Here is a 21278-nt window from a genome sequence, read left to right on the forward strand (position 1 = left end):
CATGCGCGATCTACCGGAGGAGATGGCCGCCCGCATCGAGAGCGGGGCGGCGATGCTGTGCCATGCCTGGGTGCTGCGGCGGACGGACGGGGAGACCCTGGGATTCACCGACCATGATCGCGACCTGGAGTTGGAGGGCGTGGTCTGCCGGGCGGGCAGCGGCTGGACGGCGGGGGCGGGCGAGGGCGCGGTCGGCCTGGCGGCGGGCGGGCTGTCGGCGTCCGGCGGGCTGGATGACGCCGCGATCACTGAAGATGACATTTCGACGGGCCTCTATGATCAGGCTCGGGTCGAGTTGTGGCGCGTGGACTGGATGAAGCCCGCGCTGAGGGTGAGGCTTTGGGCCGGAACCCTGGCGCGGATCCGGCGCGCGAACGGGGCCTTTGTCGCCGATCTGGACGGGCCGATGGCGGCGCTGGAGCGGGTCGTCGGGCGGACATATGGCCGAACCTGCGACGCCGTTCTGGGCGATGCGCGGTGCGGGTTGAGCGTCGAGGCGATCGCCGGGCGTCGATGCGACAAGCGCTGGAGCAGCTGCACCGGACGGTTCGGCAACGGCGTCAACTTCCAGGGCTTTCCCGACATCCCGGGCGATGACTTCATCGCCGCGCGACCGGCGGACGGCGGCCGCCACGACGGCGGGAGCCGCCGATGAGGGACCAGGTGATCGTCGCCGCGCGCGACTGGCTGGGGACGCCCTATCGGCATCAGGCCAGCGTGAGGGGCGAGGGCGCGGACTGTCTGGGCCTGGTGCGCGGGGTGTGGCGCGAGGTGATGGGCGAGGAGCCGGAGAGCCCGCCGCCGTATCGCCCCGACTGGGCCGAGGTGGGCGGCGAGGAGGCGCTGCTGCACGCGGCGCGGCGCTGGCTGATCGAGATTGCGCCGGAGGCGGCGCGGGCCGGCGACGTGCTGCTGTTCCGCATGAGCGCCGGTTGTCCGGCCAAGCACTGCGCCATCCTGTCAGCTGATGACGGGCCGGAATGGAAGATGATCCACGCCTACTGGGGGCGGTCGGTGGTCGAGAGCTGGATGGGGCCGTGGTGGCGGCGAAGACTGGTCGCGGCCTTCCGCTGGCCGACGATCAAGGAGGCTTGAATGGCGCAGGTGGTTCTGGCGGCGGCGGGCGGGTCCATCGGCGGGCCGATCGGCGCCTTTGTCGGCGCGACCATCGGACGGGCCGTCGACAATCGGCTGGTCGCCGGTCTGTCGTCGACGCGGCAGAAGGGGCCGAGACTGGAGGCGCTGACCCTGCAGTCTTCGGCGGACGGCGCGCCGATGGCGTGCGTTTTCGGACGCGCGCGCGTGGCGGGGCAGGTGATCTGGGCCGCGCGGTTTCTGGAGAGCAAGACCAAGCGTTCGGGCGGCAAGGGCGGGCAGAAGACGGTCGAGTATGACTACTCGCTGAGCTTCGCCGTGGCCCTGGGCGAGGGTCCGATCGACGGGGTGGGGCGGATCTGGGCCGACGGCCAGCCGCTGGATCTGACCGGGGTGACGATGCGGGTGCATCGCGGGACGCAGGATCAGACGCCAGACCCGCTGATCGAGGCGGTCGAAGGGACGGCGCCCGCGTTTCGCGGCACGGCCTATGTGGTGTTCGAGGATCTGCCGCTGGGGGCGTTCGGCAATCGGGCGCCGCAGTTGGCCTTCGAGGTGTTCCGCCGGGCGCCGGGCGAGGGGCGGCTGGAGGATTTGCTGGAAGGCGTCTGCCTGATCCCCGGCGCCGGGGAGTTCTGTCTGGCGAGCGAGGCGGTGATGCGCCGCGAGGGGCTGACGAAGACGACGGCGGAGAACGTGCATCACGCCGAGGGACGGGCGGACCTGCTGGTGTCGCTGGATCAGTTGATGATCCAGGCCCCGAAGCTGAAGCGGGTCAGCCTGATCGTCGGCTGGTTCGGCGACGACGAGCGCGCGGGCGAATGCCGCATCCGGCCGGGGGTGGAGAACCGCTCCAAGGCGACCGAGCCGCTGACCTGGAAGGTGGCGGGTCTGGAACGGGGCGAGGCGCACCTGATCTCAGAGGTCGAGGACGCCCAGGGCGGCGTGGGGCCGGCCTATGGCGGGACGCCGTCGGACGAGACCGTGCGGCAGGCGATCCGGGCCTTGAAGGCAAGGGGGCTGGAGGTGACGCTCTATCCCTTCGTCTTCATGGACTGCGTCGGCTATCCGTGGCGGGGGCGGATCAAGGGGAGCGACGGGGCGAGCGCGGAAGCCGAGGTGGCGGCGATGTTCGGCGAGGCCGAGGGCTGGGGCCTGAGGCGGCTGGCGCTGCACTATGCGGGGATCGCGTCAGAAGAAGGCGCGGACGGGCTGCTGATCGGGTCGGAGATGCGGGGCCTGACCTGGACGCGCGATGCGGACGGCGGCTTTCCGGCCGTGGCGCAGTTCCGGGCGCTGGCGGCGGAGTGCCGGGCGGTGGTCGGGGCGGGGGTGAAGCTGTCCTACGCCGCCGACTGGTCGGAGTATTTCGGGCGGCAGGCGGACGGCGAGGTTCGGTTCCATCTGGACCCGCTGTGGGCCGATGCGAACATCGATTACGTCGGGATCGACTGGTATCCGCCGCTGGGCGACTGGCGGGCGGGCGACTGGCGCGACGGGGGCGGCGGTCTGGACGCCGAGGCCGGGTTCCGGGGGCCGTCCTCGGCCGTCTATCTGGCCGAGCAGGTGGCGGGCGGCGAGGGCTACGACTGGTATTACGCCTCGGACGCCGACCGGGCGGCGCAGGCGCGGACGCCCATCCTTGATACGGCCCACGGCGACGGCTGGGTGTTCCGGCCCAAGGACCTGAAGGGGTGGTGGTCGAACCTGCACCATGAGCGCGTGGAGGGCGTGCGCAGCGCGACGCCGACGGAATGGATTCCGAAGATGAAGCCGATCCGGCTGACGGAGTTCGGCTGTGCGGCGGTGGATAGGGGCGGCAATGCGCCCAACCTGTTCCAGGACCCCAAGAGCACGGAGAACGCCCTGCCGCCGTTTTCGACGGGGGCGCGGGACGACCGGATGCAGCGACGGGCGCTGGAGGCGGTGCTGAAGCACTATGCCGACCCGCAGAACAATCCAGTCTCGTCGGTCTATGGCGGGGCGATGCTGGACGGGGCCGACGCCTGGTGCTGGGACGCGCGGCCTTATCCTGCATTTCCGGCGCTGAAGGAGGTCTGGGCAGACGCTGGGGCCTGGCGCGCGGGTCACTGGCTGAACGGACGGATGAGCGGCGAGGCGGTCGATTTGATCGCGGCGGTGCTGAGGCGCGGGGGGCTGGACGAGGACGACTTTGTCGTCGGGTCGCTGGAGGGCGAGGCGGCGGGCTATGTGATCGACCGGCCGATGCGGACGCGCGATGCGCTGGAGCCGCTGCTGGCCGCCTTCGGCGCGACGGCGGCGGAGCGCGACGGACGGGTGGCGGTGTCGGGGGACGAGGCGGCGGTGCTGACCCTGACGCCGACGACTCTGGCCCTGCCGGACGAGGGGGGAGGCCTGGCGGCGGAGCGGTCGCTGGAGCCGAGGCCGAGCGCGGCCCGGGTGCGCTTCATCGACGAGACGGCGGACTATCAGACCGGATCGGTCACGGCGCGGGCCGAACAGGGCGGCGACGGCGGCGGGGTGGACGCCGACCTGCCGGTGGTGTGCGACGCCGCACTGGCGACGAGCGCGGCGCGGCGGGCCTTGGCGACGGGCGGGGAGGGCGAGCGGCTGACGGCCCGGCTGGGTCCGCTGGAGGCTTTGCGACTGGAGCCCGGCGATGTCGTCGAGGTAGAAGGCCGAGCGGGCGAATGGCGCGCCGCACGGCTGGACTGGGACGAGCACCCGACGGCGACGCTGGAGCCGGTCGTGCGAATCGCGTCCGCCGAGGCCACGCCCGACTGGCGGCCGGGCGAGCCGCCGAGCGTGGTCGGGGCGCCCTTCCTGCGGTTGCTGGACCTGCCGCCCATTCCGGGGTTTGGGCCGGGCGCGGAGGACGACGGCCGGCCTGTGGCCGTGATCGCCGCCGAGCCGTGGCGGCCGATGACGCTGCACGGGGGGCAGGACGCGGCGACGCTGACGCCGCGCGCGAGCGTGACGCAGCCGGCGACGGTCGGGGTATTGATCGAGCCGCTGACGCGGGGCGTGCTGGGGCGCTGGGACGAGACCAATGCGATCACGGTGCGGATCGAGGGGACGGCGCCGCAAAGCCTGTCTGCCGCAGCCGTGCTGGGGGGAAGCAACGCCGTGGCGGTCGAGACGGCGGCGGGCTGGGAGGTGGTGCAGTATCGGCGCGCGGATCTGGTCGGCGGAGAGATCTGGCGGCTCAGCGGCCTGCTGCGCGGGCAGCAGGGGAGCGAAGCGGCGACGGCGGCCGGGGCGTCAGTCGGTGCTTTGATGGTGATGCTGGATCGGACCCTGCCGCGCGTGGACATGAGCGCGGACGAACGTGGCCTGCCGCGTCTGTGGCGAGCCGGACCGGCGGGCGCCCCGCCGGGCGGGGCGGGGTCCGCCGAGATCACCTTCACATGGGAGGCGCGGTCGGCGCGGCCCTGGCGGCCGGCGCATCTGGGCGCGACGGTCGAGGGCGGCGGGCGACGGCTGTCGTGGACGCCGCGCGTGCGGATCGGGGGCGATCGCTGGGACCTGGAGCCCCTTGAGGTCGATCCGCGTCGGTTCCGGGTGCGGGTGCTGGACGACGGGGTGGAGAAGCGCGTCTGGGAGGTCGAGGGACTGGAGACGGTCTATGCGGCGGGGCCGATGGCGGCGGACTTCCCCGGCGGGCCGGGCGCGGGCGCGCGGATCGCCGTGGCCCAGTGGGGCGAGGGCTATGGCTGGGGCACCGAAGCGGTCGTGAGGCTGCTCTAAACCATATCTGCCCCTTCCAGCGGGGGGGCGCATGGCTTAACTGACGCTCTGGCTTTTCTGATCTCGGAGCAAACTCGACGTGGCTGGCGATCCCTACAAGGAACTGGGCGTTTCCAAGGGCGCGAGCGCGGACGAGATCAAGAAGGCGTTCCGCAAGCTGGCCAAGGAACTGCACCCGGACAAGAATCCGGGCGACAAGGTCGCCGAGGAGCGGTTCAAGCGCATCACAGCCGCCTTCGACCTGCTGGGCGACGCCGAGAAGCGCGCCAAGTATGATCGCGGCGAGATCGACGCGGACGGACGCGAGCAGTTTCGCGGCTTTGGCGGCGGCCATCCAGGCGGGGGCGGCCGTCAGGGCGGGTTTGGCGGCTTTGGCGGCTCGGGCGGACGCGGCGGGTTCGAGGACATCGACCTGGAGGAGCTGTTCGGCGCCTTCGGCGGGGGCGGACGGGCCAAGAGCGGCTTCGGCGGCGGGTTCGGCGGCAAGGGCCAGGACGTGCGCGCGACGCTGGAGGTCAGTCTGGAGGACGCCATCGCCGGGACGACGCGCCGCATCCAGTTCTCGGACGGGCGGATGCTGGACGTGGCCATTCCCAAGGGGGCGTCCGAGGGCCAGGTGATCCGGCTGAAGGGGCAGGGGGCGCCGGGACGCGGCGGTCAGGCGGGCGACGCCCTGATCGAGCTGAAGATCGCGCCGCATCCGGTGTTCAAGCGCGACGGGGCGGACCTGACCATGGACCTGCCGGTGTCGGTTCCCGACGCGGTGCTGGGCGGCAAGATCCAGGTGCCGACGCCCGAGGGCGCGGTGATGATGACCATCCCCAAGGGCTCGAACAGCGGCAAGGTGCTGCGGCTCAAGGGACGCGGCGCCTATGCCGGGGGCAAGCGCGGCGACCTGCTGGCCAGGCTGGCGGTGACCTTGCCGGAAACGCCCGACGACGAACTGATCCGGTTCGCGACCGAGTGGCGCGACAAGCGCCCCTACAAGCCCGGACGCTGAGCCGACCTTCTATCCTTCTCCCCGAGGAACGACGCCTATGACTGCCAAGCCTGACGCCAAGCCGGCTCGCCCGTGGTTCTCCGCTGGTCCGACGGCCAAGCGTCCGGGGTGGTCGCTAGCGGGGCTGCCGACCAACCTGCTGGGGCGGGGCATCCGCGCGCCGGAGGTGGTGGATCGGTTCGCCTATGGCCTGAAGCTGACGCGCGAGGTGCTGGCGCCGCCCGAGGACTATGTGCTGCTCTATACGCCGGGGTCGGACACGGGCGCGGTCGAGGCGGCGCTGTGGGGGATGCTGGGCGAGCGGCCGGTGCAGGTCGTGGCCTATGAGAACTTCGGTCAGGTCTGGGCGACCGACGTGCGCGATCACCTTAAGCTGGAGCCCGAGGTGCTGACGGCGCCCTGGGGTGAGCTGCCCGACATGACCCAAGTCGATCCGAACAAGGACGTGGTGTTCCCGTGGAACGGCACGACCTCGGGCGTGCGGGTCGACAACGCCGACTGGATCGCGGACGACCGCGAGGGGCTGACCATCTGCGACGCGACCTCGGCGGCCTTTGCGATGGACCTGCCGTGGGACAAGCTGGACGTGACCACCTTCAGCTTCCAGAAGGCGCTGGGCGGGGAGGCGGGCATCGGCGTCATGGTGCTGTCGCCGCGCGCGGTGGCGCGACTGGACGCCTACAAGCCCGAGCGGTCGATCCCCAAGGTGCTGCGTTTGACCGACAAGAAGGGCTTTGACCGGACCCTGGCGGACGGGGTGGTGATCAACACCTATTCCATCCTGACCATCGAGGACTGGATCGACGCCCTGGAGTGGGCCAAGGGCGCGGGCGGACTGCCTGAGCTGATCCGCCGCACGGACCGGAACTATGCGGCCCTGGCCGAATGGGTGGAGCGGACCGACTGGATCGCCTTCCTGCCGGACCGGGCGGAAATCCGTTCGACCACCTCGGTCTGCCTGAAGTTCGTCGATCCGCGCATCGCGGCGATGGACGAGGCGGGGCAGAAGGCGTTCGTGAAGCGGTTCAAGGCCCTGCTGGAAGACGAGGGGGCGGTGTTCGACATGGAGCCGCACCGCTACGCCCCGCCGGGCCTGCGTCTGTGGTGCGGCTGCACGGTCGAGACGGCGGACGTGGTCGCGGCCACGCCCTGGCTGGAATGGGCGTTCCAGACGGCGGTCAGCGAGCTGGCTGGATAATTCTGCGCGTTCGGGGCGACTCCGGACGATTCAGGGGTTATAGGCTCCCACCGCATTCTGGATTGCGGAGAAACGGTCTTGGCTAACGTCGCAGTGGTCGGCGCCCAATGGGGCGACGAGGGCAAGGGCAAGATTGTGGACTGGCTGTCCAATCGCGCCGACATGGTGGTGCGGTTCCAGGGCGGGCACAACGCCGGGCATACGCTGGTCGTCGACGGCAAGGTTTACAAGCTGGCGCTGCTGCCGTCGGGCGTGGTGCAGGGCAAGCCCTCGATCATCGGCAACGGCGTGGTTGTTGATCCCTGGCATCTGGTCGGTGAGATCGAGAAGATCCAGGCCCAGGGCGTGGCCATCACCCCCGACATCCTGACCATCGCCGACAACGCCTGCCTGATCCTGCCGATCCATCCGGCCCTGGACGTGGCGCGCGAGGCCGCCGCCAGCGCGCCGGGCGCCAAGATCGGCACGACCGGCCGCGGCATCGGTCCGGCCTATGAGGACAAGGTGGGCCGTCGCGCCATCCGCGTCTGCGACCTGGCCAACGAAGACGACCTGAAGATCAAGATCGACCGCCTGCGCTCGCACCATGATCCGCTGCGCGCGGGACTGGGGCTGGAGCCGATCGACCCCGAGGCGCTGCTGGCGCAGCTGCTGGAGATCGCGCCGAAGATCCTGCCTTATGTGAAGCCGGCCTGGCGCGTGCTGGATCAGGCCCAGAAGGACGGCAAGCGCGTGCTGTTCGAGGGGGCGCAGGGCGCCTTCCTGGACGTGGACCACGGCACCTATCCCTATGTGACGTCGTCCAACACCGTGGCCGGGCAGGCGGCGGCGGGATCGGGCATCGGGCCGCGCGGCGTCGGCTATGTGCTGGGCATCGTCAAGGCCTATACGACCCGCGTGGGCGAGGGCCCCTTCGCCTGTGAGCTGAACGACGAGGTCGGCGAGCACCTGGCGGTCGTGGGCCGCGAGGTCGGCGTCAACACGGGCCGGGCGCGGCGTTGCGGCTGGTTCGACGCCGTGCTGGTGCGCCAGTCGGTGGCCATCAACGGCATCGACGGCATCGCCTTGACGAAGCTGGACGTGCTGGACGGTCTGAAGACGCTGAAGATCTGCGTCGGCTATCGCATCAACGGCGAGGTGCTGGACTACCTGCCGTCGAGCCTGAAGGATCAGGCCTCGGCCGAGCCGGTGTTCGAGGAGCTGGAAGGCTGGACCGAGAGCACGGGCGGGGTGCGGACCTTCAAGGACCTGAACGCGCATGCGCTGAAATACGTGCGCCGGATCGAGGAACTGATTGGCGCGCCGGTGGCCCTGCTGTCGACCAGCCCCGAGCGGGACGACACCATTCTGATGCGCGATCCGTTCCAGGGGTAAGGCCCCAGGCAGGGGGCTGCGTCCCGAAAAGGGAAACGGCCCCTTAACCCCCTGAGTTTACCTTCTCGGCTCTAGTATGGAGCTGAGCCTTGTTCGCTTTAGACGCCAAGACGATGCAGAGGATCGCCCCGGTCGTGCGCCGGGTGCTCATCGTCGATCCCAATCCCGCCGCCGCGCGGCTTTTGTCTGATCTGCTGAAAGGCTTTGGCTCGCGCGATGTCGCGGTCGAGAGCGATGAGGCGCGGGTGATCGATCTGGCGCGCGAGATGGAGCCGGGGCTGATCCTGACGGAACGGGCGGGGCCGCGTCTGGACGGCGAGGCCCTGGCGCGACGCATCCGGCGCTCCAGCCTGTCGTGCCGGCGCGTGCCGATCATCATGGTTACGGCCGAGGCGACCGCCAGCAGCATCAAGGGTGCGCGCGACGCCGGGGTGCACGAGTTCCTGAGGAAGCCTTTCACCAGCGGCGACCTGTTCCGCCGGGTCGAGAACCTGGCCACCAAGCCGCGCGACTGGGTCGAGGCGGTGGGCTACATCGGACCGGACCGTCGCCGCTTCAACTCCGACGACTACGCCGGACCGGGCAAGCGCAAGGCGGACAAGCCGGCGTCTGCGGCGGAAGCCGTGGTGGCGGTCAAGGACCAGGCGATGCGGATCCTGAACTCGGCCATGGCGCAGTTCGACAGCGATCCCATGCAGGCCGTGCGCGCGATCAAGCAGCAGGCCGAAACGCTGAAGGCTCTTGCCATCAAGACCGGCGACGCCTCGTTGGCCATCGCCGCGGCGGGGCTCGAGACGACGCTGGCGGGCGGTGCGCTGACCAAGGCGACGCTGGGCGGGCCGGTCGGCGCGGTGCTGGCCCTGGCCTCGCCCGAGAGCCTGTCCCGGGCGGGATAAGGCGTGGCGGCCGTGGTCGGATGGGAGGCGACGACACCCCTCATCCGTCAGGCTTCGCCTGCCACCTTCTCCCTCAAGGGGAGAAGGGGTTTTAAGCGTCGACCAGATTCCGCTCCTCGGCGGCGGCGCGCATGGCTTTTTGCAGCTTCTCGAAGGCGCGGACCTCGATCTGACGCACGCGCTCGCGCGACACGCCGTACTGGCTGGCGAGTTCTTCCAGGGTGACCGGATCGTCCTTGAGACGGCGTTCGGTCAGGATGTGCTTCTCGCGGTCGGTCAGTTCCTCCATGGCCTCTTGCAGGAGGCTCATGCGGATCGACTTTTCTTCGCTCTCGGCCAGCTGGGTTTCCTGGCTAACGGCGTCGTCGTCGGCCAGCCAGTCCTGCCACTCGCTTTCGCCGTCGGCGCGCAGCGGCGCGTTCAGCGAGGCGTCGCCGCCGAGGCGGCGGTTCATGTTGGTGACCTCTTCCTCGGTCACGCCCAGCTTGGTGGCGATGGCGGCGAGGTGCTCGGGATGCAGGTCGCCTTCCTCGAAGGCCGAGATCTGGCTCTTGGCCTTGCGAAGGTTGAAGAAGAGCTTTTTCTGCGCGGCGGTGGTGCCCATCTTCACGAGCGACCAGCTGCGCAGGATGTATTCCTGAATGGACGCGCGGATCCACCACATGGCGTAGGTGGCCAAGCGGAAGCCCTTGTCGGGATCGAATTTCTTGACGGCCTGCATCAGGCCGACATTGCCCTCGGAGATCACTTCGCCGATCGGCAGGCCGTAGCCGCGATAACCCATGGCGATCTTGGCCACGAGACGAAGGTGAGAGGTGACGAGGCGGTGGGCCGCTTCGGGGTCCTGGTGCTCAGACCAACGCTTGGCGAGCATGAACTCCTCGTCCTTGGTGAGCATCGGAAACTTACGGATTTCCGTGAGATAGCGCGACAGTCCCTGTTCAGGCGACATTACCGCGAGCGTCGAGTTAGCCATGAGACGTGGTCCCTCCGACCAAAAGCAAGAGCAGGCGTCGCGGCCATGACCACATGCGTGCGCCATCGCCTCACCCCTCAACCGATCCAGATGGGTATGGGTTGCCGCCTTGTGTAGGGGCGGATCGTCACACGAAGCCGTGACTGTGGCTCCCAAGCCACCCATTCGGGTGCGCTTTATATAGAACACTTACTGTTGCTAATCAAGGGTTAGGGCGCGGCAGGCTGACGCGCTTGCCAGCGCGGGGCCGCCTTTCGTATGACACCGGTGGACAATTGCTTCTGGGGAGGGGTGAATGACGCAGGACATGACGCGCAGGGGCGCGATCATCAGCGCGGCGGCTCTGGGACTGGCGGGCGCGGCGAGGGCCGAGGCGCCGGCAGGGCGCGTCGAGCGCTGGGGCCTGTTCGAGGTCGCCCTGCCGGCGACGACGGCGGGCAATCCCTTCGCCGTCGACGTGGTCGGGGTCTTCACCGACGGGCGGACGACGGTGCGCGCGCCGGGCTTTTATGATGGTGATGGCGTGTGGCGCATCCGCTTCTCGCCGCCCGACACCGGCGTGTGGCGCTGGACCAGCGAGAGCGCGCTGGCGGCTCTGAATGGAAAGCAAGGGCGGTTCGAGGCCGTGGCGCCCGGCGCCGGCAACCACGGCCCGGTCGGGGTGGTCGACGCCTATCACTTCGCCCATGCCGACGGCACGCCCTACCGCCAGATCGGCACCACGGCCTATGGCTGGACCCATCAGCCGCAGGCGAAACGAGCGCAGACGCTGGAGACGCTGAAAGCGGCGCCGTTCAACAAGATGCGGATGCTGGTCTTTCCCAACGCCTCGGTGAAGACCAACGAGGCCCTGTTCCCGTTCGAGAAGACCGGGCCGGGCGACCGGGATTGGGATCTGACGCGGTTCAACCCGGCCTACTTCCAGCGGCTGGAGGCCTGCGTCGCCGCACTGGGCGCGCTGGGCGTTCAGGCGGACGTCATCCTGTTCCATCCCTATGACGGCCGGTACGGCTTCGATGAGATGCCGGCCGAGGCGGATGACCGGTATCTCCGCTATGTCGTGGCGCGGCTGGCGGCCTATCGGAACGTCTGGTGGTCGATGGCCAACGAGTTCGACATCCTGAAGACCAAGACGGATGCGGACTGGGACCGTCTGTTCCAGGTGGTGCAGGCCAGCGATCCCTATGGCCGGCTGCGGTCGATCCACAACTGGCGGCGATTGTACGACAACGGCAAGCCCTGGGTGACCCATTCCAGCATCCAGAACGGATCGGCCGTGCTGGACGACGCGCGGGCTGAGACCTATCGCAGCGTCTGGCAGAAGGCGGTGATCTTCGACGAGGTCTGTTACGAGGGCGCGCTGAGCGAACGGTGGGGCAACCTGACCGGACCGCAGATGGTGCGGGCCTTCTGGCACGGCCTGATCGCCGGGACCTATGTCGGCCATTCGGAGTGCTTCCCCGTCGACGGCGGCGAGTTCTGGCTGGGCGAGGGCGGCGAACTGCGCGGCGAGAGCGCGCCGCGGCTGGCCTTCCTGAAGACGATCATGGAGGCGGGGCCGCGTCCTGGGATCGAGCCGATCGACAAGTGGTGGGAGCAGCACCTCGGCGGCGTGCCGGGGCAGTACTACCTGCGCTATTTCGGCGACGACGCCCCGACCGAATGGGCCGTGGACGTGCCGCGCGACGAGATCACCGGCGGCGAACGCTTCCGCGCCGACGTCATCGACACCTGGAACATGACGGTCGAGGCCGTGCCCGGCGTGTTCACTCTGGCGCAGAAGGACACGAAGTACTTCTTCCACGATCCGGCGCGGCCGACGCTGGCCCTGCCGGGACGGCAGTGGATGGCGGTGCGCCTGACGCGGGTGACCTGAGGCTAAAGCTCGGCCAGGAGGGCTTCCAGCCGCCGCATGTCTTCGGGCGGGGCGGTTTCGAAGCGCAGGGCCTGGCCGGTCACCGGGTGGACGAAGCCGAGGACGGCGGCGTGGAGGGCCTGACGCGTCAGGCCGACCTGGGCGACGGCGGCGCGGACCGGGGCGGCGGGGCTGCCCGAGCCATAGACCGGGTCGCCGAGCAGGGGCGCGCCTTTCGACGCCAGGTGGACGCGGATCTGGTGCGTGCGGCCGGTGTGCAGGGTGCAGGCGACGCGGGCGGCCATGGGGGCGCCGGAGGCCTTGGCCGGCTGGCCGAAGGTGCGCTGCACCACATAGTCGGTGATGGCCTCGCGCCCGCCGCCCTTGAGCACGGCCATCTTCTTGCGGTCGTGGGGGGAACGGCCGATCAGGGTCTGGATGCGGCCCTTTTCCGGCGAGGGGGCGCCGCGCGTCAGGGCGATGTAGGTGCGCTCGATGTCGTGGGTCGCGAACAGGGCGGACAGGCCCTGGTGGGCGCGGTCGGTCTTGGCGGCGACCATGACGCCCGAGGTGTCCTTGTCCAGGCGATGGACGATGCCGGGGCGGGCCACGCCGCCGATGCCCGACAGGCTGTCGCCGCAGTGGGCCAGAAGGGCGTTGACCAGGGTGCCGGTCTCGCAGCCGGGGGCCGGATGAGCGGCCATGCCGGGCGCCTTGTCGATGACGATCAGGTCGGCGTCCTCGAACAGGACGGTCAGGGGGATGGCCTCGGGCTGGGGCGTGGCGGCGACGACCGGGGGCATGATGACGGCGTAGAGACCGGCTTGCGCCTTGGCCGAGCCGCTGGTGACCGGTTGGCCGTCGCGGGTGACGGCGCCCTCGGCCAGCAGGGCCTGAAGCCGGGCGCGCGACAGGGACGGGAAGGCGGAGGCCAGGGCCTTGTCCAGACGGACGCCGGGCGCATCGATGCGCGCCTCGAGAATTTCCGCGTCGTCGTCTTCCGTCAGCAAAGGTTCATCGGCCATAGGGCGAAATAGCATGGCTTGCGGGTCGGGTCGTCATGTCGTCCTTTGCCGCAGTTCAGCTTTGGGGAGAGGGACATGAGGTTTGTGATCGCCGCCGCCGTCGCCGCAACGGGCGTTGTGCTTCTGGCCGGCTGCACCACCATGACCAAGGAGCAGTGCCTCGCGGGGGCCTGGGGCGAGAAGGGCTACCACGATGGGTTGTCGGGCTATCGGCCCAGCCGGCTGGACGATCATGCCCAGGCCTGCGCCAAGTATGGGGCGGCGCCGAATCCCAGCGCCTATCTGTCGGCGCGCGAGGATGGGCTTCGGACCTACTGCACCTGGGAGAGCGGCTTCCGGCAGGGGCGGCAGGGGAACAGCTACGGCGGGGTCTGTTCGCCGGCCGAGGAGCGCGACTTCCTGCCCGCCTATGAGGACGGGCGGCGAATCTACGTCGTCGAGCAGGCGGTGTCCTCGGCGGAAAGCGCCCTGAACTCGGCCATCAGCCGCATCGAAAGCCGTGAAGACAAGCTGGAGGCCAAGCAGCGCGAACTGCGCCAGGAAGGTTTGACCGATGAGGAGCGGGACCGCATCCGCGACCGTATCCGCGAGGTGCGCGGCGAGCTTCAGGAGGCGCGCCGCGATGCGCGGCGGGCTGAGGAAGAGCTGCGCTATGCTGAGATCGAGGCGCGGGCCGTGATCGGCGCGATCGGCGGGCGCTACGGGGTCTGGTGAAAACGACGACGCCCGCCTTCGGAACGAAGGCGGGCGATTCAGTCAGTCTAGCGCTGGCGGAGCGGATCAGCCGATGCGCGGGTCCAGCTCGCCGGCGGCGTAGCGCTTGGCCATCTGTGCGGTGGACAGGGGCTTGATCTTGGACGCCTGGCCTTCGCAGCCGAACTGCTGGTAGCGCTCGATGCACAGCTTGCGCATGGCTTCCTTGGCGGGCTTCAGATAGGCGCGAGGGTCGAACTCGCTGGGCTTCTCGGCCAGGACCTTGCGGATGGCGCCGGTGATGGCCATCCGGTTGTCGGTGTCGATGTTGATCTTGCGCACGCCGTGCTTGATGCCGCGCTGGATCTCCTCGACCGGCACGCCCCAGGTCTGGGGCATCTGGCCGCCGTAGGCGTTGATGATGTCCTGCAGGTCCTGCGGCACCGAGGACGAGCCGTGCATCACCAGGTGGGTGTTGGGCAGGCGGCGGTGGATTTCCTCGATCACGTTCATGGCCAGGACGTCGCCGTCCGGCTGGCGCGTGAACTTGTAGGCGCCGTGCGAGGTGCCCATCGCAATCGCCAGAGCGTCGACCTTGGTGGCCTTGACGAAGTCGACGGCCTGATCCGGGTCGGTCAGCAGTTGCGAGTGGTCCAGCTTGCCTTCGAAGCCGTGGCCGTCTTCGGCCTCGCCCATGCCGGTCTCCAGTGAGCCGAGCACGCCCAGTTCACCCTCGACCGAGACGCCGCAGGAGTGGGCCATTTCGGTGACGCGACGGGTGACGTCGACATTGTATTCGTAGGAGGCGGGGGTCTTGGCGTCTTCTTCCAGCGAGCCGTCCATCATCACCGAGGTGAAGCCGTACTGGATGGCGGTGGCGCAGGTGGCCGGGCCGTTGCCGTGGTCCTGGTGCATGCAGACCGGGATGTGCGGATAGAGCTCGGCCAGGCCGTCGATCAGCTTGGCCAGGATGATGTCGTTGGCGTAGGAGCGGGCGCCGCGCGAGGCCTGGATGATGACCGGGGCGTTGACCTCATGGGCCGCCTCCATGATCGCCAGACCCTGCTCCATGTTGTTGATGTTATAGGCCGGCAGGCCGTAGTCGTGCTCCGCCGCGTGGTCGAGCAGTTGTCGCAGCGTGATGCGCGCCATGGGTATTCTCCTGAGCCGGTATTGTTTTGCCGAGGCTTTAGCCCGAAGGGGCGGGGAAGTCACGCCGGGTCACCAGACCAACCCGGCGTTCGCTGAAGCGGAAGGTACGGAAAACCCCGCCTCTGCAAGGAGGCGGGGTCCAGAAGTCTGACAAAAGGTCAGGTCAGGCGCGCAGGGCCTCGACGCCGGGAAGCACCTTGCCTTCCATCCATTCCAGGAAGGCGCCGCCGGCGGTGGAGACGAAGGTCATGTCGTCGGCTGTGCCCGCATGGTTGAGGGCCGCGACGGTGTCGCCGCCGCCGGCCACGGCGACCAGCTTGCCGGCCTTGGCTAGTTCGGCGGCGTGCTTGGCCGCGGCGACCGTGGCCTTGTCGAAGGGTGGGACCTCGAACACGCCCAGCGGGCCGTTCCAGATCAGGGTCTTCGACAGGTCCATGGCGCGGACCAGACGGGCGACGGTCTCAGGCCCGGCGTCCAGGATCAGGTCGTCGGCGGCGATGCGGTCCAGGGCGCGGACGCCCGATTCGATGCCCGGTTTGACGCCCTTGGCGACCACGACGTCGACCGGCAGCAGCAGCTCGCAGCCCTTCTGACGGGCTTCCTCGATGATTTCGAGCGCGGTCTCGGCCAGGTCCTTCTCGCATAGCGAACCGCCGACATCGACGCCTTGCGCGTGCAGGAAGGTGTTGGCCATGCCGCCGCCGATGGCCAGGTAGTCCAGCTTGGCGACCAGGTTCTTCAGCAGGTCCAGCTTGGTCGAGACCTTGGCGCCGCCGACGATGCCGATGACGGGCTTCTGCGGATTGCCGAGCGCCGCGTCCAGGGCCGACAGCTCACGGGCCATGGCGCAGCCGGCATAGGCGGGCTTGAGGCGGGCCAGCCCTTCCGTCGAGGCGTGGGCGCGGTGGGCGGCCGAGAAGGCGTCGTTGACGTAGAGGTCGCCCAGTTCCGCCAGTTGCGCGGCGAAGGCCGGGTCGTTCTTTTCCTCGCCCTTGTGGAAACGGACGTTCTCCAGCAGCAGCACGCCGCCGGCGTCGAGGTCGGCCACGGCGGCCTTGGCCTCATCGCCCACGCAGTCGTCGGCGAAACGGACGGGGCCGTGCAGCAGCAGCTCCAGCGGCTCGACCACGGGGCGCAGGCTCATCGAGGCCACGCGCTCGCCCTTGGGCCGGTCGAAGTGGGCCAGCAGCACCACCTTTGCGCCGGCTTCGCGCAGACGGTGGATGGTCGGCAGGGCGGCCTTCAGGCGGGTGTCGTCGGCGACCTTGCCGCCCTCCATCGGCACGTTGAAGTCCACGCGGACCAGAGCGGTCTGGCCGGACAGGTCAGCGGCGTCGTCGAGGGTGCGGAAGGTCATGGGGAGAATCCGTCTGGGAATGTGGGCCATAAGCCCGTCGTCTTGAAACAAGGGGCCCTCAGCCGATCGGCGAGAGCCCCTTGATAGGTCAGCAGTCTGTCAGGCGCGAGGCCGGATCAGAGGAACTTGGCCATCACCAGGGCGGTGTCGGCCATGCGGGTCGCGAAGCCCCACTCGTTGTCGTACCAGCTGAGGACGCGGGCCAGCTTGCCGTCGATGACTTGCGTCTGCGGCAGGGCGGCGGTCGACGAGGCGGCGATGTGGTTCAGGTCCGACGAGACCAGCGGGTCGGTCGTGGTGAACAGGACGCCGTTCATCGGGCCGTCGGCGGCGGCTTGCAGGGCGGCGTTGATTTCCTCGACCGTCACGTCGCGGGCGGCGACGACCTTCAGGTCCACGACCGAGACGTTCGGGGTCGGGACGCGGATCGACGAGCCGTCCAGCTTGCCCTTCAGTTCCGGCAGGACCAGGCCCAGGGCCTTGGCGGCGCCGGTCGAGGTCGGGATCATGGACAGGGCTGCGGCGCGGCCGCGGTACAGGTCCTTGTGCATCGTATCCAGCGTCGGCTGGTCGCCGGTGTAGGCGTGGATGGTGGTCATGTAGCCGCGCTCGATGCCGAACAGGTCGTTCAGCACCTTGGCGACGGGCGCCAGGGCGTTGGTGGTGCACGAACCGTTCGAGACGACGATGTCATCGGCGGTCAGGGTCTCATGGTTGACCTTGAAGACGATGGTCTTGTCGGCGTTGTCGGCGGGGGCCGAGACCAGGACGCGCTTGGCGCCGGCCTTCAGGTGAGCCGAGGCCTTGTCCTTGGAGGTGAAGATCCCGGTGCACTCGAAGGCGATGTCGACCTTCAGCTCGGCGTGGGGCAGGTTGGCCGGGTCGCGTTCGGCCGTGACCTTGATCTTGCCCGTGCCGACGTCGATCCAGTCCTCGCCCGAGGTCACGGTGCCGGGGAAGCGGCCGTGCACCGAGTCGTAGCGCAGCAGGTGGGCGTTGGTCTCGACCGGACCCAGGTCGTTGATCGCCACGACCTCGATGTCCTTGCGGCCATGCTCGACGATCGAGCGAAGCACGAGGCGGCCGATGCGGCCGAAGCCGTTGATGGCGACGCGAACGGTCATGGGGAGGTCTCCTGAGCAAGGACGGTTTTTAGTTGGATGCCTTCTCGGACTATCGGCGTCACGATTCAACCCCGCGCCCGTAACAAGGTGTGATCGGGTGTAACCGAACCCAAACCTAGGCGGAGCGGCGCAGCAGGCGAGTGACGCCGGTCTGGCTGTCGAGAACCTCCAGCGCGGTGACGCGGCCGGTCTCGTCGCGCACGAAGCGGATGCGGCGATAGGGCTCGTCCACGTCGAAGAAGAGGTCGGGCGACAGGAGGCGCAGACGCCAGGCCGGGCGGCGCTCGTTCTTCCAGGTCAGGCCCTCCGCGCTGGCCTGAACCACGGAGCCGCCATAGGCGCCGAGGTAGGCGGCGGTGTCGAACGCGGCGGGCTTGGCGTCCAGGGCTTCTCGCACCCATACAGCCTCTGTCGCGGCGGCGGGCGCGGCGCCGGACTGGCCGGCCAGCGCGCTCTTCCAGGCCGCATCCAGCGCCTCCTCGGCAGGCACGGCCACGTCGGGGCGGACGCCGATCTTCTCCCAGTTGCCGCCGGTCAGGGGATTGGTCGGCGAGCCGGTCGAGATGAAGATGCGATAGCCCGAGGGCGTGAAGACGGGACCGCCGGGATTGGCCGCGCCGCCCGAGGTCTCGCCGACGATGACGGCGCGCCTGGCCGCTTGCATTGTGTAGGCGAAGGCCTCGGCCGCCGAGCCGGTGCGGCCGCGGATCAGGACATAGACCGGCACGTCCAGGCGCGGGGCGGCATAGGGCTGGGCCGGGGCCTCGCGGCTTTCGCCCTCGCGGGAATGGAAGCGGTTATAGACGTCGGCGTCCGGCCCGACGAAGGCGCTGACCAGATAGCCGACCATGGCGGGCGAACCGCCGCCGTTGTTGCGCAGATCGATGATGACGGCGTCGGCTCCCGAGATCAGTTGAAGCGCGGCGTCGACCTGTTTGCGAGCCGGATCCTCGGCCCCCTGGAAGTGGGAGAACATCCGCATGTCGATCAGGCCGACATTGCCGGGCAGGATCTGGACCGCGCGGAAGCCCTGGCCGCCACGGGCGGCGACGAGGGGAAAGGGCACCGGGGAGAGGATCGACGACGCCGTCGCCGAGGGTGCGGGAGCAGGGCCCGACGGCGCCGGTTTGCCGACGCTGAAATGCTGGTCGTAGGGTTCCAGCCGCGCGGTCAGGGCTGTTTCCAGATCGCGGGGATCGGTCAGGCTGTCGTACCGGCCCTGGGCGGCTTCAGCTTCCAGCGCCGCGGCGATGACCTCGGCCTTGGCGGGATCGAAATAGGCGTCGCGAATGGCGGCCGCGATCTGGCCCACGACGATGCGGGGCGCGGCGGGAGCCTCGGTCTGTCGCGCCAGGGCGGGCGAGGCGGCGAGGAGCAGGGCGACTACTAGGGCGGGCGTTTTCATGCCCCTCAGCTTATGCCGCCGCCCCGTCTTGGCGAGTGAACTCGCGGTAAGGTCTCAGCAGCAGCGGAAGGCGCCGCCCGCCCCGAACCTGCGCGCTTCGTGCAGGCGGAAGAAGGCCGTGCGGTCCAGCGGCGGCTGGTCGGGATGGGTGGTCTCGGCGTGGGCTACATAGACCTCATAGTCGGGCTGGCCGACCATGAGGCTGGCGGTGCGGCGGGCGTCCTTGCCCCACCGCACCAGGGCAGCGCGGCAGACGCAGAGCAGGTCTGCGCCGCCAGCCGGTTCTTCCACCTGGGGGGAGGGCCTAGGCACGGGCCGCGTCCATGGCTTCGTCCTCCAGCGTCAACTCATGGGTGGCGGGTTGCTCGACCACGGTCGGGTGGTTGATCTTCCGGGCCTTGAGGCAGGCGCGCACCCCATAGACCACCATGGTCAGGACCACGAACAGGAAGCCCGCCGTCAGGGCCGAGTTGACATAGTCGTTGATGATGATGCGGTGCATGTCGCCCGCCGTCTTGGCGGGGGCCAGGATGTCGCCGGCGGTCAGGGCGTCCTGATACTTCCGCGCATGGGCCAGGAAGCCGATCTTGACGTCGGGATGCAGCAGTTTCTGGAAGCCCGCCGTCAGGGTGCAGATCAGCAGCCAGACCGCCGGGACCGCCGTGGCCCAGGCGAAGCGCTCGCGCTTCATCTTGAACAGGACGACGGTGCCCAGGATCAGGGCGACGGCGGCCAGCATCTGGTTGGCGATGCCGAACAGCGGCCACAGGCTGTTGATGCCGCCGAGCGGATCGACCACGCCGGTGTAGAGGAAGTAGCCCCACAGGCTGACCGTCAGGGCCGTGGCCACGACGTTGGCGGTCCAGGACTTGGTCTCGCGCATCTTGGGCACGGCCACGCCCAGCAGGTCCTGGATCATGAAGCGGCAGACGCGGGTGCCGGCGTCGACCGTGGTCAGGATGAACAGGGCCTCGAACAGGATGGCGAAGTGGTACCAGAAGGCCATCATGGCCTTGCCGCCGATGACGCCCGACAGGATGTGGGCCATGCCGACGGCCAGGGTCGGGGCGCCGCCCGCACGCGACAGGATGGAGTGCTCGCCCACGTCGCGGGCCAGCTGCTCCAGCTCAGCCGGAGTGATGTGGAAGCCCCACTGGGCCACGGCGGCGGCGGCGGAGGCGGCGTTGTCGCCGATCACCGCGACCGGGCTGTTCATGGCGAAGTAGACGGCCGGATCCAGCACGGTGGCGGCGATCAGTGCCATGATGGCCACGAAGCTCTCGCACAGCATGGCGCCATAGCCGATCAGCGGGATCTGGTTCTCGTTCTCCAGCAGCTTGGGCGTGGTGCCCGAGGAGATCAGGGCGTGGAAGCCGGAGACGGCGCCGCAGGCGATGGTGATGAACAGGAAGGGGAAGAGGGCGCCGGAGAAGACCGGGCCGGTGCCGTCGATGAAGGGGGTGATGGCGGGCATCTGCACGTGCGGGCGCACGATCAGGATGCCGACGGCCAGGGCGACGATGGCGCCGATCTTCAGGAAGGTGGACAGGTAGTCGCGCGGGGCCAGCAGCAGCCAGACCGGAATGACCGAGGCGACGAAGCCATAGACCATCATGGCGATGGCCAGGGTGGTGCCCGACAGGGTGAAGGCCGGACCCCAGAAGGGATCAGCCGCGATATGACCGCCGCCGATGATGGCCAGGATCAGCAGGACGACGCCGATGACCGAGACCTCGCCCACGCGGCCGGGCCGAAGGTAGCGGGTGTAGAGGCCCATGAAGACGGCGATGGGGATGGTGGCGGCCACCGTGAAGGTGCCCCACGGGCTTTCAGCCAGCGCCTTGACCACGACCAGGGCCAGAACCGCCAGGATGATGACCATGATCATCAGCACGCCGACCTGGGCGATGATGCCGGGAATGGGGCCCATTTCGGTGCGGACCATGTCGCCCAGCGAGCGACCGTCGCGGCGGGTGGACATGAACAGGACCATCATGTCCTGCACCGCGCCGGCCAGAACCGCGCCGACCAGGATCCACAGCACGCCGGGCAGATAGCCCATCTGCGCCGCCAGCACCGGCCCGACCAGAGGCCCCGCGCCTGCGATGGCCGCGAAATGGTGACCGAACAGGACGTTGCGGGGCGTCGGCACATAGTCCAGCCCGTCGTTATGGCGCACCGCCGGCGTGGGCCGTTTCGCGTTCAGCCCCATGACCTTTCCGGCCAGATAGCGGGCGTAGAAGCGGTAGGCGATGGCGTAGACGCAGAGCGCCGCGACCACGATCCAGACGGCGCTGATGCTCTCGCCCTGGTGCAGGGCGATGACGGCGAGGGCGATCGCCCCCAGTATGGCTATGGCGCCAAAAATTAGCGCGGTCTTGAGCTTGCCCATGACGAAC

Annotated in this window: 17 protein-coding genes; 9 read left to right on the forward strand and 8 right to left on the reverse strand. The window is 69.2% G+C overall.

All coding sequences use genetic code 11. From position 1 onward, the window contains the following. Position 1 precedes the first annotated feature (1 nt). From ACI2KI_RS08335 to ACI2KI_RS08365, 7 genes are all read left to right on the forward strand, one after another. Positions 2 to 655 carry a DUF2163 domain-containing protein gene (locus ACI2KI_RS08335; RefSeq protein ID WP_404619163.1) on the forward strand — a complete coding sequence of 218 codons (654 nt, stop codon included), beginning with the start codon at positions 2 to 4 and terminating at the stop codon, positions 653 to 655. After that, positions 652 to 1095 (forward strand): NlpC/P60 family protein, encoded by a 444-nt coding sequence (locus tag ACI2KI_RS08340; protein WP_404619165.1) that lies wholly within the window; start codon positions 652 to 654, stop codon positions 1093 to 1095. The genes ACI2KI_RS08335 and ACI2KI_RS08340 overlap by 4 nt, the downstream gene beginning before the upstream one ends. Next, positions 1096 to 4824, forward strand: a complete 3729-nt coding sequence (locus ACI2KI_RS08345) for a glycoside hydrolase/phage tail family protein (protein WP_404619167.1) — start codon at positions 1096 to 1098, stop codon at positions 4822 to 4824. A gap of 79 nt (positions 4825 to 4903) precedes the next feature. Next, a complete protein-coding gene (locus ACI2KI_RS08350; RefSeq protein WP_313472209.1) occupies positions 4904 to 5824 on the forward strand; it encodes a DnaJ C-terminal domain-containing protein in 921 nt (306 codons plus the stop codon). Between the two features lie 37 nt (positions 5825 to 5861). Continuing rightward, positions 5862 to 7022: a phosphoserine transaminase gene (locus tag ACI2KI_RS08355; RefSeq protein ID WP_404619170.1), complete on the forward strand. Its 1161-nt coding sequence runs from the start codon at positions 5862 to 5864 to the stop codon at positions 7020 to 7022. Positions 7023 to 7100: 78 nt separating this feature from the next. Then, entirely contained in the window at positions 7101 to 8396 is a 1296-nt protein-coding gene (locus ACI2KI_RS08360; RefSeq protein ID WP_404619172.1) for an adenylosuccinate synthase, read from the forward strand. Positions 8397 to 8485: 89 nt separating this feature from the next. Then, positions 8486 to 9292: a two-component system response regulator gene (locus ACI2KI_RS08365; RefSeq protein WP_292084128.1), complete on the forward strand. Its 807-nt coding sequence runs from the start codon at positions 8486 to 8488 to the stop codon at positions 9290 to 9292. Between the two features lie 91 nt (positions 9293 to 9383). On the opposite strand, the gene rpoH is transcribed toward ACI2KI_RS08365, so the two are convergent. Further along, a complete protein-coding gene (gene rpoH / locus ACI2KI_RS08370; protein ID WP_292084127.1) occupies positions 9384 to 10268 on the reverse strand; it encodes an RNA polymerase sigma factor RpoH in 885 nt (294 codons plus the stop codon). A gap of 295 nt (positions 10269 to 10563) precedes the next feature. Between rpoH and ACI2KI_RS08375 the strand changes: the two genes are divergently transcribed. Beyond that, positions 10564 to 12144, forward strand: a complete 1581-nt coding sequence (locus tag ACI2KI_RS08375) for a DUF5605 domain-containing protein (protein WP_404619174.1) — start codon at positions 10564 to 10566, stop codon at positions 12142 to 12144. Positions 12145 to 12146: 2 nt separating this feature from the next. Here the strand turns inward: ACI2KI_RS08375 and ACI2KI_RS08380 are convergent, their stop codons facing one another. Next, a complete protein-coding gene (locus ACI2KI_RS08380) occupies positions 12147 to 13148 on the reverse strand; it encodes an RluA family pseudouridine synthase (protein WP_404619176.1) in 1002 nt (333 codons plus the stop codon). 75 nt (positions 13149 to 13223) lie between these two features. Between ACI2KI_RS08380 and ACI2KI_RS08385 the strand changes: the two genes are divergently transcribed. Beyond that, complete coding sequence (locus ACI2KI_RS08385) at positions 13224 to 13862, forward strand: DUF2799 domain-containing protein (RefSeq protein ID WP_404619178.1); 639 nt, start codon at positions 13224 to 13226, stop codon at positions 13860 to 13862. Positions 13863 to 13928: 66 nt separating this feature from the next. Here ACI2KI_RS08385 and fba read toward each other — a convergent pair whose 3' ends face one another. From fba to ACI2KI_RS08415, 6 genes are all read right to left on the reverse strand, one after another. After that, the gene (fba, locus tag ACI2KI_RS08390; protein ID WP_300196098.1) at positions 13929 to 14993 is read right to left on the reverse strand and encodes a class II fructose-bisphosphate aldolase; all 1065 of its coding nucleotides are present in this window, start codon (positions 14991 to 14993) and stop codon (positions 13929 to 13931) included. A gap of 163 nt (positions 14994 to 15156) precedes the next feature. Then, the gene (locus ACI2KI_RS08395; RefSeq protein ID WP_404619180.1) at positions 15157 to 16350 is read right to left on the reverse strand and encodes a phosphoglycerate kinase; all 1194 of its coding nucleotides are present in this window, start codon (positions 16348 to 16350) and stop codon (positions 15157 to 15159) included. Positions 16351 to 16466: 116 nt separating this feature from the next. Next, positions 16467 to 17474, reverse strand: coding sequence for a type I glyceraldehyde-3-phosphate dehydrogenase (gene gap, locus ACI2KI_RS08400; protein WP_207822693.1), 1008 nt, complete (start codon positions 17472 to 17474; stop codon positions 16467 to 16469). A gap of 115 nt (positions 17475 to 17589) precedes the next feature. Next, positions 17590 to 18879, reverse strand: a complete 1290-nt coding sequence (locus tag ACI2KI_RS08405) for a S41 family peptidase (protein ID WP_404619183.1) — start codon at positions 18877 to 18879, stop codon at positions 17590 to 17592. Positions 18880 to 18933: 54 nt separating this feature from the next. Continuing rightward, a complete protein-coding gene (locus ACI2KI_RS08410) occupies positions 18934 to 19191 on the reverse strand; it encodes a YbdD/YjiX family protein (protein ID WP_404619185.1) in 258 nt (85 codons plus the stop codon). Continuing rightward, positions 19184 to 21271 carry a carbon starvation CstA family protein gene (locus ACI2KI_RS08415; RefSeq protein ID WP_404619187.1) on the reverse strand — a complete coding sequence of 696 codons (2088 nt, stop codon included), beginning with the start codon at positions 21269 to 21271 and terminating at the stop codon, positions 19184 to 19186. The genes ACI2KI_RS08410 and ACI2KI_RS08415 overlap by 8 nt, the downstream gene beginning before the upstream one ends. Between the last annotated feature and the right edge of the window lie 7 nt (positions 21272 to 21278).

The sequence above is a fragment of the Brevundimonas sp. NPDC046655 genome (genome assembly GCF_044901625.1).
Taxonomy (GTDB): Bacteria; Pseudomonadota; Alphaproteobacteria; order Caulobacterales; family Caulobacteraceae; genus Brevundimonas.

What these genes read in the sequence shown, in the direction of transcription:
- ACI2KI_RS08335 (WP_404619163.1), top strand. Translation starts at nt 2, where the DNA reads ATGCGCGATCTACCGGAGGAGATGGCCGCCCGCATCGAGAGCGGGGCG.
- ACI2KI_RS08340 (WP_404619165.1), top strand. Translation starts at nt 652, where the DNA reads ATGAGGGACCAGGTGATCGTCGCCGCGCGCGACTGGCTGGGGACGCCC.
- ACI2KI_RS08345 (WP_404619167.1), top strand. Translation starts at nt 1,096, where the DNA reads ATGGCGCAGGTGGTTCTGGCGGCGGCGGGCGGGTCCATCGGCGGGCCG.
- ACI2KI_RS08355 (WP_404619170.1), top strand. Translation starts at nt 5,862, where the DNA reads ATGACTGCCAAGCCTGACGCCAAGCCGGCTCGCCCGTGGTTCTCCGCT.
- rpoH (WP_292084127.1), bottom strand. Translation starts at nt 10,268, where the DNA reads ATGGCTAACTCGACGCTCGCGGTAATGTCGCCTGAACAGGGACTGTCG.
- ACI2KI_RS08375 (WP_404619174.1), top strand. Translation starts at nt 10,564, where the DNA reads ATGACGCAGGACATGACGCGCAGGGGCGCGATCATCAGCGCGGCGGCT.
- ACI2KI_RS08380 (WP_404619176.1), bottom strand. Translation starts at nt 13,148, where the DNA reads ATGGCCGATGAACCTTTGCTGACGGAAGACGACGACGCGGAAATTCTC.
- ACI2KI_RS08385 (WP_404619178.1), top strand. Translation starts at nt 13,224, where the DNA reads ATGAGGTTTGTGATCGCCGCCGCCGTCGCCGCAACGGGCGTTGTGCTT.
- fba (WP_300196098.1), bottom strand. Translation starts at nt 14,993, where the DNA reads ATGGCGCGCATCACGCTGCGACAACTGCTCGACCACGCGGCGGAGCAC.
- ACI2KI_RS08395 (WP_404619180.1), bottom strand. Translation starts at nt 16,350, where the DNA reads ATGACCTTCCGCACCCTCGACGACGCCGCTGACCTGTCCGGCCAGACC.
- gap (WP_207822693.1), bottom strand. Translation starts at nt 17,474, where the DNA reads ATGACCGTTCGCGTCGCCATCAACGGCTTCGGCCGCATCGGCCGCCTC.
- ACI2KI_RS08405 (WP_404619183.1), bottom strand. Translation starts at nt 18,879, where the DNA reads ATGAAAACGCCCGCCCTAGTAGTCGCCCTGCTCCTCGCCGCCTCGCCC.
- ACI2KI_RS08415 (WP_404619187.1), bottom strand. Translation starts at nt 21,271, where the DNA reads ATGGGCAAGCTCAAGACCGCGCTAATTTTTGGCGCCATAGCCATACTG.